This is a genomic window from Shewanella mytili, from assembly GCF_046765975.1.
Lineage (GTDB): Bacteria > Pseudomonadota > Gammaproteobacteria > Enterobacterales > Shewanellaceae > Shewanella > Shewanella mytili.
Map to the genome: position 1 here is coordinate 162,664 of NZ_JBKOUD010000004.1, position 14,750 is coordinate 177,413.

At 49.3% G+C, this 14,750-nt stretch carries 11 protein-coding genes and 1 pseudogene; 3 read left to right on the top strand and 9 right to left on the bottom strand.

Translation table 11 applies throughout. The annotated features are described in order from the left end of the window. Window positions 1-20: 20 nt before the first annotated feature. From ACIDEJ_RS06325 to ACIDEJ_RS06345, 5 genes are all read right to left on the bottom strand, one after another. Window positions 21-3,602 (bottom strand): pilus assembly protein, encoded by a 3,582-nt coding sequence (locus tag ACIDEJ_RS06325; RefSeq protein ID WP_411987233.1) that lies wholly within the window; start codon window positions 3,600-3,602, stop codon window positions 21-23. Beyond that, a complete protein-coding gene (locus tag ACIDEJ_RS06330) occupies window positions 3,599-4,066 on the bottom strand; it encodes a pilus assembly PilX family protein (protein WP_411987234.1) in 468 nt (155 codons plus the stop codon). The genes ACIDEJ_RS06325 and ACIDEJ_RS06330 overlap by 4 nt, the downstream gene beginning before the upstream one ends. Before the next feature lies 1 nt (window position 4,067). Then, window positions 4,068-5,015 (bottom strand): PilW family protein, encoded by a 948-nt coding sequence (locus tag ACIDEJ_RS06335; RefSeq protein ID WP_411987235.1) that lies wholly within the window; start codon window positions 5,013-5,015, stop codon window positions 4,068-4,070. A gap of 13 nt (window positions 5,016-5,028) precedes the next feature. Next, window positions 5,029-5,565: a type IV pilus modification protein PilV gene (gene pilV / locus ACIDEJ_RS06340; RefSeq protein WP_411987236.1), complete on the bottom strand. Its 537-nt coding sequence runs from the start codon at window positions 5,563-5,565 to the stop codon at window positions 5,029-5,031. Window positions 5,566-6,029: 464 nt separating this feature from the next. Next, window positions 6,030-6,593 carry a hemerythrin domain-containing protein gene (locus ACIDEJ_RS06345; protein WP_411987237.1) on the bottom strand — a complete coding sequence of 188 codons (564 nt, stop codon included), beginning with the start codon at window positions 6,591-6,593 and terminating at the stop codon, window positions 6,030-6,032. Window positions 6,594-6,869: 276 nt separating this feature from the next. Between ACIDEJ_RS06345 and nfo the strand changes: the two are divergent. Then, window positions 6,870-7,722: pseudogene (gene nfo, locus ACIDEJ_RS06350) on the top strand (deoxyribonuclease IV). 130 nt (window positions 7,723-7,852) lie between these two features. On the opposite strand, the gene thrC reads toward nfo, so the two are convergent. The 3 genes from thrC to thrA are packed head-to-tail and all read right to left on the bottom strand — an operon-like array spanning window position 7,853 to window position 12,586. Continuing rightward, window positions 7,853-9,136 (bottom strand): threonine synthase, encoded by a 1,284-nt coding sequence (thrC, locus tag ACIDEJ_RS06355; protein WP_411987238.1) that lies wholly within the window; start codon window positions 9,134-9,136, stop codon window positions 7,853-7,855. 25 nt (window positions 9,137-9,161) lie between these two features. Continuing rightward, window positions 9,162-10,121: a homoserine kinase gene (thrB, locus tag ACIDEJ_RS06360; protein WP_411987239.1), complete on the bottom strand. Its 960-nt coding sequence runs from the start codon at window positions 10,119-10,121 to the stop codon at window positions 9,162-9,164. After that, a complete protein-coding gene (gene thrA / locus ACIDEJ_RS06365) occupies window positions 10,118-12,586 on the bottom strand; it encodes a bifunctional aspartate kinase/homoserine dehydrogenase I (RefSeq protein ID WP_411987240.1) in 2,469 nt (822 codons plus the stop codon). Before thrA ends, thrB begins: the two co-directional genes overlap by 4 nt. Before the next feature lie 519 nt (window positions 12,587-13,105). Here thrA and ACIDEJ_RS06370 point away from each other — a divergent pair. Continuing rightward, window positions 13,106-13,732 (top strand): FKBP-type peptidyl-prolyl cis-trans isomerase, encoded by a 627-nt coding sequence (locus ACIDEJ_RS06370; protein ID WP_411987241.1) that lies wholly within the window; start codon window positions 13,106-13,108, stop codon window positions 13,730-13,732. Between the two features lie 54 nt (window positions 13,733-13,786). Here ACIDEJ_RS06370 and trpR read toward each other — a convergent pair whose 3' ends face one another. Next, the gene (gene trpR, locus ACIDEJ_RS06375; RefSeq protein WP_411987308.1) at window positions 13,787-14,062 is read right to left on the bottom strand and encodes a trp operon repressor; all 276 of its coding nucleotides are present in this window, start codon (window positions 14,060-14,062) and stop codon (window positions 13,787-13,789) included. 177 nt (window positions 14,063-14,239) lie between these two features. Between trpR and ACIDEJ_RS06380 the strand changes: the two genes are divergently transcribed. After that, window positions 14,240-14,698 (top strand): c-type cytochrome, encoded by a 459-nt coding sequence (locus ACIDEJ_RS06380; RefSeq protein WP_411987242.1) that lies wholly within the window; start codon window positions 14,240-14,242, stop codon window positions 14,696-14,698. The last annotated feature ends 52 nt before the right edge of the window (window positions 14,699-14,750 follow it).

Consider the following 14,750-nt stretch of genomic DNA (forward strand, 5'->3'; position numbering starts at 1 on the left):
TGTCTATTACTCATATATCATTACTCATTTACATGATAATAAATTTTATTGGTGGTCATTCCTGTATCTAGGGGCACTGTTCCTGAACAATTCTCCCCGGTTTCATCACATTCACCTTTACCAATAATCAATACAGCATCCGAGTTACCGGAATCATCGGGATCATCAGGATCTTTAGGGGGAGTTACATACTTGGGCGGCTGCGGAATACAATCCTCACAAATGTCCAAAAACTCTTTGCTATAACGCCCACCTTTATGCAAATCAAATGTGTATAGACGTCCAATTGAGGAGATTAAACAACTGGCTGGCGTTTCTGGTACTGACTGAGCTGGAATAAACGAAGTAAAATAAGCTTTTCCCTTAATAATCGTAGCAGGCGACAAGCTTTTTTCCCCAACCGTTTTAAAGCGATAGTACCAACCCAATTTGGCACCGAAGTCGATATTGTCACTATCAGAATCTGGCGCGGCTTGTGTTACATCATATAAATTATTCAGGCTTATTGGCGTAGGCACTGAAGCATTTCCCGCCCCGCCAAATGTCTTGCTCACCACATTACGGTCTTGTAATACAAAAAACATATCTTCGGTTGCAGCACCCAATGGTGTTGCCCTGTCACCACTGCCTACAGCCACCGCGTCATACGGCACATTCTGATATGCCATTGTGGTACTGACGTTACCATCACCATCTTTCACTGTCACACTGGTGACATTCGTTAAAATAGTCTGTGCCACAATGGGCTTATAAAAGAATCGACGGTCAGATAAAGTTAATTGTCCACCCAATGATGCAAATTTAAACCCGCTCCAACTGGCAGTATCCTTAGAGGGCATATCCATACGCCAGATATCGCCACCAAGGTCTGCAGCATATAATCTATCGGTAATGCCATCACCATTACTATCTAACGTGGCAACCGCGCCTGCAATGCCATTTTCTATTCCGGCAAGAGAGGTATTTCCCCCGACGCCAAAAGTGTATTCCAGTGTGCCGGTTTTGGCATTGACAAGATAAACATTACGGCCATCTGAATTACTCCCCGTAGCGCCATCATATCCCTGGTTATAGCCCCCGCCAAAGATGACCACGGGCTCATCGATACCGAGCACATTGGTCACAACAGGCGTGGACCAAGTTTGCCCCATATTAGTAAAGCCAGCAGTGGAACTATCAATACGCCACATCAATTGGGGGGAGTCAGGAGATGTCACATCAAATGCATAGTAAGCATCACCGCCACGACGCATACCGAAAAATATCCAGGCTTTGGTTACTACACCAGAAGTATTGCGCTCAAGATAAGCAACGGGAGAACCATCAATACCATACACACTGTGCCCATTGGCATAACTGTTGTCCCTTAGCTCCTGAACATTACGTAACAACTCATAAGGCATAAATGCCCAGCTTTCTTCAACGCTATCACCCAGATCCTTGAATGCATGCAGCATGCCGTGGTTGGTGCCAACAAACACTCTTACATTGCTTGCATCACCGCCAAAATCAATGGCAAGTGGTTGAGAATGCATAGGGTCGCCCATAATGTCGCCACGAACCCCGCTGAAATCGTCAGATGTGAATTCGCCATTCTCGTCTTTATCGACATTTTTGCCTTTAATCCATTCAAAAGCCGTTTCCAGCGCTGCGCTTTCATCTCCTGATCTCACAAACATATTCATATGTGCCAATAACGCGCTATCACCACCAGCAAAAGCAGAAGCGGAATTCTTAGATAAAGGGCTTAATTTCCCACCGGTTCCGATATTGCTATAAATTGTACGATTATCCGGCACTATGGTTCTTGCCACGCCACCCTCTTGCACATCATTGCCGTCAGGTTCAGGAGAACAATTACTCCACACGCTACAAGTATCATCTGCAATACCGCCATTACTGGCAATTGCAGCTTTGCCATTAGCGCCGACAAGTACACCGGATGCATTGACTTTTAATTTTTTCAAGTTACCCGCCCACCGTGGTCCTTGGGAGGGGCTAAACAGTGCATAATATGCCGAGTCTAATGTACGGGTAGGGTCTGCGTTACTAAACGCGACCCCAGGAGCAGAAAAGCGCTGCCCTTTTTCAGTAATACTCTCCAGCACATTACTAAAAGCTTGTTGCAAGTCAGCCACGCTATTGGCTGCATGATATTCGCCATTGCCGCGTTTAGCCGTTTCAACCAACAGCGGTTCAGCGTCAGAATCTTTATCTAATGCAAACCCAATGGTATGGGTAACCACTCGCTGAAATTTTTCTGTGTCTGGTAAAATATCATTACGATACATGTAGCTAGCCAGTGCAGGTAAATAACTATATTTATCGTGGCCACGGCTATCTTTATACCTAACTGGAGCATAATTCCCGTCGTTACTCACTCCCGAAGCGGTAGTCAATGCTGTAATTTTGGTATCTGCATGATTATCTAAACTCGGGACGCCATCCGTCACATAAATGATATAAGCAATGTCACTGCAGACACTCATGGGCGAGTCATAGTAACCGCCATTTTCAATGCTTGTATCATAGGGGGGTTGGTTCTTAATGTAATAAATTGAGTGACTAAAATAATCATCATCGCTGTGCCCAAATGTAATCGGGCCACCACTGAAATACCGGTAAGCCTCAAACAGGGTTTCACACAATGGGGTGTTGGTTTCAGCCGGCAAATGTTTAATGGTCTCAAGCAACAAATCCTTTTCAGGCGCTGTTCTATGGCGAATTCCCGCGATAATCCTCCCACCATCGCGATAGCCCTCATAAGGAAAATCCAGATTAAACACCGCCAAGCCAAAATCCACTGATGGCATGGAACTAATCACCCCGGAGATTGCACTCTTGGCAATATCTAGCCGGCTGAGGTTCTGAGAGCCATCTAACTGTCCGTTTTTGTACAAGGTATACCATCGAAGATAATTATCACTGTAAAGCGTGACTAATTCTCCTTGGTTAAACCCCATCGAGGTGGCATTATTCAGCGCATCAGCATCAGTGCCACCATATGGCCGATAGGTTTTGCCGCTTGAAACATTGTTTTGTGGATAGCCGTTGCCGTAAGTAACGCCATCAACAGTAACGCCGTTATTACCCGGGTTAGCAGCCTCTATATCCTCCCAACAATCAACTGGATTATTTCTCTCTCCACCACTGTTTTCCTTTATTGGTTGCCAAGTGCCTTTACCCGTGCCATTAAAGACATACTCCCTGATATATCCAGTAAAGCGTCCGTATTTTTCCAGCGAGGTTTTAGCCACGGCACAACCGTTGAGCAATTCATTAAAACGACGGGATTCAGAAGGGCTATCCGGCACAGGTAATGAGCTGTCATCCATGCCCGAGCCAACGGTAAAATAAATCATCCGCTCTTGATACGAATGTGAAGAACTGTAAGCCGCATAGTCTTCTGTGGGGTCATAACTTCCAGGAACACCATATTCCATGGTATCCATGGATGCAGAGTTATCAAAAATGATTAACACCTTGGCCCGGCCCTGGTTTGGGGGAGGGAGCAAGTAAAGGTCTGTATCATCCCCCCAGCCCTGGCTGGCAAATCCAATCAGCATAAAAAAGAAACTGCATAAAACCTTTTTGAGTTTCATGACCCACTCCCTTTAAGCAACTCTTGCTCAATACCTTGTGTTACCGTGATTGAGCCAAGGTCATCACGGCCATATGAAACACGATTTTGCACCTCAATACGACGACATGTCGCCATATCTGTACCCGTGGCAGGCGCGACTCTTTGGCAAGGTACATTCCGAGCAGAAGAGGCGGCACCTGCTGGCAGTATTGGCAGTGGTGTCAGTGTTTGCTTACCGCCAAAAAAACTGCGTTCTTGCAGCTGTGCCATTGTACTTAACTCAGCTGGTGTATAAGTATTCATGACCGCAGCCAAACCTCCGTCAGCAACGGCTTTGGCCTCTATTCTTTCTGAGCCGGCCCCCGCCATCCGCAGCGATTGCCCGGCATTCACCGCTAAAGCCACACCGATAACGGTCATCACAATTAGCAAAATGAGTGCAAAAAACAGCACGATACCGGATTGTTTCTTTAAACTTTTCATATCAGTTCCTAATCAATACCGGGTTTTCCAACATTACGGTTGTAGACAACACCTTGCGACGGAAATGATCGTCAAACGGACCCAAGGTTTTATCACCCAACTGATAAGTGATGTCATTGGTATAGCTACGATCTTGATCGATGGTGCGTACTAAAAGGAAAATTTTTACCGCTACAATCCGCTGAAACAATTGGTTGTCCCACATCATGTCCGTTACGTTATCTGCTGAAAGAAAACGGTCTGCGGTATCGTCACCATCATCATCATAACCGTAAAGAATGCGCATATTTTCTATGCCTTCCACTAACTGCTCTTCATTGTTCATTCCGGTTTCAGACAGGGCTTTGCGGCTTAAAACGGGGACATCATTCAACTCTTGAATGAAATACACATGATGCTGGTATTCCCACACCCTTTCATTAATCAGTGCCGGATCAGCCTCTTTTCCAAAAAACACGATTTCGCTGGAGGTGGTGGCGACCCTGAAACCCGAGGTAGCCCCCGCAGGCCCTACCAATCGTTTCAGTTGGATAACGTCAGTCCCTTTTATCGCATCGTTAACACAACTGACTGATGGCCCGCTATCACTGGCTTCATATCCCCAGATACGACGAAAATGGGCCGGTTGATTATTGGGCAGCGTGGCATTATTCAAACCACCGCCGACACAATCAACACTCACACTCCCGGTAATGCGGGTATTTGTGTCCACAACAAAATCACTTCCGGTAATATCCCCAAAAAATGCCACCTGTTCGATATCCGGAGCCATGATGGCCAATGCCAAACGACCATTTTCCTGCAATTGGTTGTACTGGCCGGTAGTGGTGACATTAGTGGCTGACATGCTGAACATGGCAAACACGCCCAAGGTCAAAAACAGGCTGATGACCAATGCCACCATCAGTTCTACCAAGGAAAACCCCGTGTTGTGTTGGGTGATTTTCATATGACGACTATCCCTACTCCACCATGGTTGTTAATACGTAAAGGCGTCGTTTATCCCCTAGTGTCGCGCCACAAGTGGAGGATTTGTCAGAGGTTCCGGCTGTTTTCTGCAGTCCCTTCCAGGCAACAGCAACAGTAACGGTATTCCCAGCCACAGCAATACACGCCATGGTGGAGTCTAATCCTCCCACATTAACACTGTCTGAGCTAACCTCTGCACCGCCGGAAAACAACCAGCGCCACTGATAAATGTCCCATGCAGCCATATCCGCAGGAGCACAAGTAACAGCGGCATCATCGCAAGAAGTAGGTGTCGACTCCCCGCTCAGTACGCCATAATCACCAACATAATCATTGATTACAGAACGATTCAGTTTCATGCGGTTTAGGATGTCATTGGCCAGATAGGCGGCCTGGGTCTGCTGGAAAGATTCAAAACTGGCACGTTTGGCCACAATATGCAGATTGAAGATACCAATGAGCCCTATCACCAGGATCACCAACGCCACCATAACCTCGATGAGCGAGAACCCTTTGCTCTTGTTTTTCATTAACGTCAAATCTCCGGCGCTCGCCAATCTCATGACATTTTTTTGTGAATTATTCTTTATTTTTCTGTCAGTTATGTGCAACAAAAACATATTAGTTAATAATAGTTAATGATATTGTGATTGGCTAGTAATAATAAACGGGTGAAGTCACAGGGGTTAGATGAAATTGAAATAACGATTCAGCAGTTCCATGCTTCTTTAGTGATTGTTCCATAAATCCATAACATACATGCCAATGTTGCCCAAAATCGCCGAGCGATTCATAACGCAGCAGTCATAAAATTCTCCTTGATATTCCACTCACACAGACGGTGCAAACAGGCGTTGTAACCCTACGCCGCTACACCGACATCCTTACTCAGTGGTACATGATTTTCCCCTACGCCGAGTAAACCTACCCGGCGTGATGTCAGCAACGATTTCATTCAATTGAAGCCTCGCAAGTTGCTGGCAGGCCAATAGCATCAGTGCTGAAGGTTAACGGCAGAGGCAGGATCTACGGTCTGAATATACTGGCGCAATTCATCAAATGTTTGGTCGTCGCTGCTGAACAACGGATCTTCAACCAACTGTTGTGCACAACTCTGTTGGATTTGCGCCCAGTCGTCATCGGTCAGTTCACGTTGCAATTTAGGGAAAATGTAGTCTTCTTCATACAGCATGTGCTGTTCTTGCAGGGTCACATAATCACGTAACTCCTGAACCAATTGCTCCTTGGCCACCACAATATCGTTAAGGATCAAATTGAGTGTGGCAGCCAACGCCGCAGATGCCGCCACCACTTTGTGGTGCTCTTCGCTCAGGCGTTTGGTCGATTCGTCCTTGGCGAATTTTTCCACATAATAGGCATACACGATATCTTCTACGGGATGATGGCTGTGCTCAGCGTACTCTTGCATGTATTCCACTACATCACGTACCAGGCAAAAGTTAACCCGTTCCCCGTCAGACAGTTTTTGATATTTTGCTTTAAGCAAATTGAGCAATACGGCGATATGCTTGTGATCATTCATTAATCTTGACAGCATAGAGGCTCTCCTTTATTGGGGGGCGCTAGCTCAATAATAGCAGCAAACAACCCAGCGAATTTTAATGGTAGCGAGTGTTGTTTATTTAATACATGACAAAGATCAAGGAAAACCCGCCACAAATTGCTTAACACCCCGGCCGAATTCACAGAATCGACAGCCATTGTATGTAACGAATGTGCGGCATTATTCGCCGCTTGGGTATTTGCAACTTACCTTAAGTAACCACTCTGAGTAGACTAGAGTAACATGACAATCGCAAGACATGAGGGCAAAATGTCACAACAAAGATGGGTAGGCGCCCATGTAAGTGCCCAAGGTGGCGTCTCCAAGGCACCACTCAATGCCGCCGCTATTGGCGCCACGGCATTTGCGCTGTTTACCAAGAATCAACGCCGGTGGCAGGCAGCACCGTTAAGTGAAACGGAAATTGCCGCCTTTAAAACAGCATTGTATGACCCATCATTTCACGCCTGCCCAAATTCTGCCTCACGACAGTTATTTGATTAATCTTGGCCATCCCGACCCGCAAATGCTCGACAAATCACGCCTGGCTTTTGTGGATGAAATGCAACGCTGCGAGCAACTGGGATTGACGTTACTGAATTTCCACCCTGGAAGCCATTTACGCGAGATAAGTGAAAGCCTCTGTTTGCGTAACATTGCCGACTCCATCAATATGGCACTGGAGCGCACTGAAAATGTCTGCGCCGTGCTGGAAAACACTGCAGGACAGGGCTCCAATCTTGGTCACCGCTTTGAACAGTTGGCTGAAATCATCCATCAAGTGGAAGACAAAAGCCGGGTAGGTGTCTGTTTGGATACCTGCCACTTGTTTGCCGCAGGTTATGATCTGCTCACCACCGAGGCCGTCAACCGGATGTTTGGCGAGTTTGATGATATTGTCGGGTTACCATACCTGAAAGGCATGCATCTTAATGATTGCAAAAGCAGTTTTGGCAGCAGGGTTGACCGGCATGACTCACTGGGATACGGCACCATCGGCAAAACAGCATTCAGCGCCATCATGGCCCACCCGTCCACGGTCAACATGCCCTTAATCCTGGAAACCATTCGCCCGGAAATCTGGCCGGAAGAGATAACTTGGCTGCAATCCCAAAGCCGTTGAGTGTCAGCCCCGCCATGGCCCCCGGTGCATGTAATGATGGCACGTTATCATCAGCTTAAGCATCCGGCATTTTGCCGGATGCTTAAGCCTTGCGCCATCAAGCCAATGGCTACCTAGGCGTGCCGGTAGATTATCCAAGCACCGACAACATATGCGCCTTGAGTGCGGCAAAATCTGCCGCCAAGGTCACGGACAGCACCTCTTTCTCTTTAACATGTTCCAATGCGGGGGGTAAGGCCAGTGACGTACCAAGCTCCCGGTCAACCACATCCTTGAACTTGGCAGGATGGGCGGTAGCCAGAAAAATGCCACGTTCATTTTCTGTCAAGCACACCGCTAATGCCCTGGCGGCGATTGCCGCATGGGGCTCAGCCTGGTAGCCCAACCCATGGAGTTCCAGCAGCGATTGATGGGTTTGTGACTCAGATATCGCCACGCCGGTCAGCTCGGTCAAAGGCCATTTCATCTCCTTGAAAATGGCTTCAACCCGTGGCCAGTTGCTGGGTTCTGCCACATCCATGGCATTGGACATGGTTGCAATGGTCTGTTTCGGCGCCCAATCGCCAAAGGCCAAGTAACGGGGCACCGTATCATTACTGTTGGTGGCAGCGATAAAGCGTTTCACCGGCAGTCCCATGGCTTTAGCCAATAACCCGGCAGTAAGATTGCCAAAGTTGCCACTGGGCACGGCAATCACCGGCGCATCCTGATGCTGCTGACGGTAACGCGCGACAGCTTCAAAATAGTAACAGATTTGAGCCAGCAACCGGCTGATATTAATTGAATTGGCAGAATTCAACCGTAAGCCATCGCGAATATCATGATCTTCAAAGGCTTGCTTCACCAATGCCTGACAGGCATCAAAATCTGACGCCACTGCCACAGTATGAATATTATTCCCCAAGGTGGTGAACATTTTCTCCTGCAATTCGCTGATTTTGCCTTTGGGGTACAGCACCATCACCCGTACATTGTCCAGCCCGTAAAAAGCGTCCGCCACAGCGGCACCGGTATCACCGGAGGTAGCCGTAAGAATGGTTAACGGTGCTTTGCCACCCAAGGTATTGAGGCATTGGGCCATGAAGCGTGCCCCGAAATCCTTAAACGCCAAGGTGGGGCCATGAAACAGTTCCAGGCTGCTGCGTTTTTCATCCACAGGCACCAAAGACAGCGGAAAGTTAAAGGCTTTTTCTACCAAGGCATCAACGGTTTCCTGCCCAAGTTCACTGGCAAGCCAAGCGCCCAATACCCGTTTGCTGCGCTCAACAAACGGCAGCGCCAATAAATCATCCACATTCTGCAAGCGAGGAATATAAGAGGGGAAAAACAGCCCTCTGTCCATTCCCAAACCCAACTTCAATGCTTCGGTAAATGACACCCGTTGTGCCGGATGTTTTAAATTATACAGTTCCATAATGTTGTTATGCCCTTGTGCTTAATCAGTAATGTGCAGGTGACAACACCCTTGCCCCTTCATTGTCCAAGCGGCAGATATGCGTAAAGCCACCGGTTTCTGTCAGGTAGTTCTGCGCCAGCCATTGCTGGGCGCGCTCGGCGGTAGGTAAATCACGACAGACAGAAAACAGTGTGGGGCCACTGCCGGAGATCCCGGTGGTTAACATTCCCAATTCAGCCAATGCTGCACGCGCCTGCAAGTAACCCGGAATGGCTGCCGCCCGGTAGGGCTCGGCCAAAACGTCCTTCAAGACGGCAAGTGCCAGCGCTTCATCCTGACGGTAACTTGCATGTACAAATGCACTCAGATTGCGCCCGAAATCAATGGTAACCGCCCGGTCATACTGTGCGGGCATCAACTCCCGCATTTTTGCGGTAGACAAGGAAATTCCCGGATAGGCAACCACCCAGTACCAGTCGGTAAACGCCGGGATGGGCTCACAAATGCGTTGGGGCAAATCCAGCATCAGTTGCATGCCGCCAAGATAACAGGGCGCAACATTGTCATAATGCACCGCACCGCTAATGCGCCCTTCAAACTCGCCCATTAATGCCAATAGCTGTTGCTGATTGCAAGGACTTCCCAAAAACGCATTCAGGGCAACCAATGCCGCCACCACGGAGCTGGCACTGGAGCCTAACCCGCTGCCCACTGGCAAATTTTTGCTCAGGGTTAATGCCACGCCCTGCTCTACAGCAAAACGCTGCAAAAAAAACGCCGCACACTGGTAAACAATGTTTTGCTCAGCATCCGCAGGTAACTTGTGAGCCCACGGGCCTACCTGCTGAAAGTGAACCCCCTGATTTGCCGCGCTGATGGTCACGGTATCGCCAAGCAAACTGCCGTCTACCGGTGCCAGCGCCGCACCCAACAAATCAAATCCCACGCCCACATTGCCCATGGAGGCTGGCGCATAAACCGTTAATGACGCTGGCTGGCTCATAAATCCACCTCGCGGGTCCAGTTAAGCGTGCGTAACAAATCGGCAAACACCCCGGCGGCGGTCACTTCGGTACCGGCACCATAGCCACGCAACACAAAGGGGATGGGCTGGTAATAACGGCTATAAAAAGCCAGCGCGTTTTCACCGTCTTTTACCCGAAACAAGGGGTCTAGCTCATCCACGGCGCGAATGCCCACCCGGCAACCGTCAGCGGTGATTTCCCCGACATAACGCAATACCTTGCCTTCTGCACTGGCGGCAGACACTTTATCTGCCATCCAGGCGTCGGCGTCAGACAACCGCGCCATAAAGCTTGCAACATCGCCCTCGCTGTCAAATGCCGGCGGCAATACGGGCTCTACATGAATATCCTGCATCTCCAGCGGCATTCCCGCTTCCCGTGCCAAAATAAGCACTTTGCGCGCCACATCCATGCCGTTGAGATCATCCCTTGGATCCGGTTCGGTAAAGCATTTTTCCCGGGCATGGGCCGTGGCTTCCGACAGTGACATGCCCTCTTCCAGCTTACCGAATATGTAAGACAAGGAACCTGATAAAATGCCTTTGAAATGCAACAGTTTATCGCCTGCAAATATCAGTTTTTTCAGGTTGTCGATAACCGGTAATCCGGCGCCAACATTGGTTTCGTACAAAAACTGCCGACGTTGTGCCAACGCGCTCTGGCGCAGTTGCCGGTAAAATGCCAAATCCCGGGTGTTGGCTTTTTTATTGGGAGTCACCACATGGAAACCGGCCGCCATTACCTGCGGGTATTGCGCGGCAATCTCATCGGAAGAGGTGCAATCCACAAACACCGGTGTCAGCAATTGCTGTTCTTTGGCCCATGCCAGTAATCTTGGCAAATCAAATGGCTCGGCACTTTGGGCCAGCAATGTCTGCCAATGGTGCAAATCTATGCCGCCTGCCTGTAATAACATGCCATTGGAGTTAGCCACACCGCAGACCCGGATGCTGATGTTTTGCTTATGCAGTACTTGCTCTTGCTGGGTAATTTGCGCCAGCAACCCCGCCCCGATATTGCCAGCCCCCACCAGGAATACATCCAGATATTGCTGCACATCAAAAAATCCCTGATGACAGGCTTTAATGGCATGAGGCGTTTTACGCTGCTCAATGACTGCTGAAATGGAGCGTTCGGATGACCCTTGGGCAATGGCCACAATATTAACGCTGGCCTGGGCCAACGCCTGGAAAAACTTGGCCGCCACCCCTTTGTGGGTGCGCATGCCATCACCAATCAGTGACACAATGGCCAGTTGATGGCGCATCACCAACGGCTCTAACAGTTCGCTTTTCAGTTCCAGCTCAAATTCCTGCTCCAGTGCCAGCCTGACCCGCTTGGCATCAGCGGTGGGCACACAAAAGCTGATCCCGTACTCACTGGAGCTTTGGGTGATCAGCGTGACCGATACACCGCTACGGGCAATGGATGCCAGAATGCGTGATGCCATGCCCACCATACCCTTCATGCCGGGGCCGGAAACATCCACCATGGTCTGGTTATCCAGATTGGAAATGGCTTTGACCTGCAGGCCGGTCTGATCAGGATGACTGGACACCAACGTACCCGGTGCCGCGGGGTTGAAACTGTTCTTGATATAACAGGGGATCTGGAACTGGGCAATGGGAGAGATAGTGCGCGGATGCAACACCTTGGCACCGAAATAAGACAGCTCCATGGCTTCTTGGTAACTGAGCTGTGACAATAGTTTGGCATCGGGCACTACCCTTGGGTCGGTATTATAAATGCCATCGACATCCGTCCAGATTTCACAACTTGAGGCATCAAGACATGCCGCCAGTACTGCAGCTGAGTAATCCGAGCCGTTACGCCCAAGGGTAACCACCTGGCCTTGTTCATCGGCGGCGGTAAATCCCGGCATGACCCATACCCGTTTTTCATCCAGCCCCAGCAGTTTGAAGCGCGGCTTGCTGACCTGAATATCCACCGTGGATTCCATTGGCGTGCCATGAGCCAAAAACAATGCGGTAGGCTCCAACAAACCGGCACTGACGCCTTTGGCTTCCAGCACTCGCACCATGAGTGCAGCCGACATTTTTTCCCCCGTCACCACCAGCTGCGCCCGAACACTGTCGGGGCATTCTCCCAGCAACATGATCCCCTGAAGCTTTTCAGACCAGTATTGGCGCTGGCCATCCAGCAGTTGGCTTAAGGCCACCTGCACCGCTTCATCATTCAACTCGGCAAATGCCGCACCGTACAGACGGCGAAATACCCCTTCAACCTGTTCAATGGCGGCCGTCACATCGCCCTTGTCCAAGGCAGTGTCAACCATTGCCAGCAGGCCATTGGTTACGGTAGCAGGTGCAGACAACACGGTTGCGACACTCTCTTCCCTGGCGGAATCTGCAATAATGGCGGCGGCCATGTCAAATCGCTGCCAATTTGCCAAAGATGTCCCACCGAACTTCATCACCTTCATTGTATTTCTCCTGTAAACCAGCCCTCTGCAAACAAAAAAGCCCGCTCTGGTGGGAGCGGGCCTGATTCTTATACTTCCTAAAAGATGCGTCAGCCCGCCCCCGCACCAGTAATGGTGGTGGTTGTAATAATGGTGGTAATCACAACATTGACGAAGATCATTTAGGCACAGTAATTAATGTTAATTGATTGTGTAAATAAGTATGTTCCACAGAATCGCTTTTTTGTCTCAAACTTGTCAAGGGTTTTATTGAACTCTTTCACAACAAATTTCTCATTAACTTAAAAGAATCTCAATAATCCAGTGAAATTACTACATAATGATTAAAAGTATCCCCAGGTAACCTGTACAAACCTGAGACAATGACCGCCAATGCAACGGATTTGCGGTGCGCATAATGTCCCTTAATCACCACTTCATGTTCAAACAATGTGCAACAGTTGGCATTTGCCAATAACAATTGTCGCCAGCCTTGCATTTCCACGTTATCATGCGCCGACACGATTAACGGGAGGCGATATGCAAATCACCCAAAACAGTGCGGTAACCATTCACTACCGCTTGACTGACGCCAAAGGTCAACTCATCGAAAACTCCTTTGACGCCGAGCCACTGATGTATCTTCACGGGATGGGAAACCTGATCCCTGGTCTTGAGAAAGCGCTGGAAGGCAAAGCCCAAGGCGAAAAGATTGACGTTACCATTGACTGCGAAGAAGCCTACGGCCCTTACCACGATGGTTTGCGTCAGGAAGTACCTTTAGAAGCCTTTGGCGATATTCAGGATATCGTTCCCGGCATGCGCTTCATTGCTGAAACTGAAATGGGACAACGCCCGGTACAAGTGACCGAAGTGCTGGAAAACTCCGTGGTAGTTGACGGCAACCATCCTCTGGCCGGTCAGTCACTGACATTTGCCGTGGAAGTGATGGAAGTACGCGAAGCCACGCCTGAAGAAATGGCACACGGCCATCTCCATGCCGGCGGTCACGAAGGTGGTTGCTGTGGCGGCCATGACCATGAAGGCGGTTGCTGTGGCGGCGAACATAAGCATGAAGACGGTTGCTGCGGTGGCGGTCATGGTCATCACCATGAAGAAGAAGGCTGCTGCGGTGGCGGCGGTCACGGCGGCTGCGGTTGCCACTAAGCATTGCCCGCATGTAACACAAGAGCTCCCTAGGGAGCTCTTGTTGTTTATGGGCTACAAAATGAGCTGTTTTATCTTATTGCGTAAAGGCTCCGGCATGTTTTTCAAATAATTGGAGCAACGCGTAATGGTGGCAATGCTGATGCCGTGTTCTGCGGCTATCTGCCGCTGGCTCAATTCACCTTGGAGCAACAACTGAAACACTTTAAGTCTCCCGGCAATGGCTTGGCGCTCATCCTCGGTCAATAACAGTTCAAATAAACAGTCCAGTTGCTGAGACTGGGCATGTTGCTGTACCAGTTGCTGCACATTATTCCAATGGGGACGCATGGCCAAAGTGTCATCACGTAGCATTACATGATGACAGTATACCTTGCACTCACCGTGAAATAAAGCCACCAAAGGCCGAGTCAACGGCCCCGGCTCGTAACGATATAGCTATTGACGGCGCAAGGCATACTCTGCTTAAAATAGCGATCTAAATCACGTTATTCCAAGGACAGAAAGATGCGTATCAAAACGTTATGCCTGGCAATACTCGGCAGTACTGCACTGGCCGCTACCGCCGCCCAGGCCAACAATTTCAAAGATGTGGATGCTGCCATCGACTACCGTCAAGCAGCCTTTGAGGTGATGGCCCATAACTTCGCGGATATTGGCGCCATGGTGAAAGGCAAAAAAGCCTTTGATAACGATTTACTGCTGATGCGGGCAAAAAATGTGGCGGCGCTGGCCATGCTCCCCCAAGAAGGCTTTATTGCCGGTGAAGACAACAAGGACTCTGACGCCTTGCCCACCATCTGGAAAAACCAGGCTGATTTTTCAGCGAAATTCACCGCCATGCAAGCCAATACCCAAACCCTGTTGCAGGCAGCCCAGTCCGGTGATGAATCCCAGATAAAACAGGCTTTTGCTGCCACAGGAAAAAGCTGTAAAGCCTGCCATGACCTGTACAAAAAAGACTGATTTGTTGCGGTAGCACCAATAATGCTCGGTGCTACCGCCAACATCTGCCCAC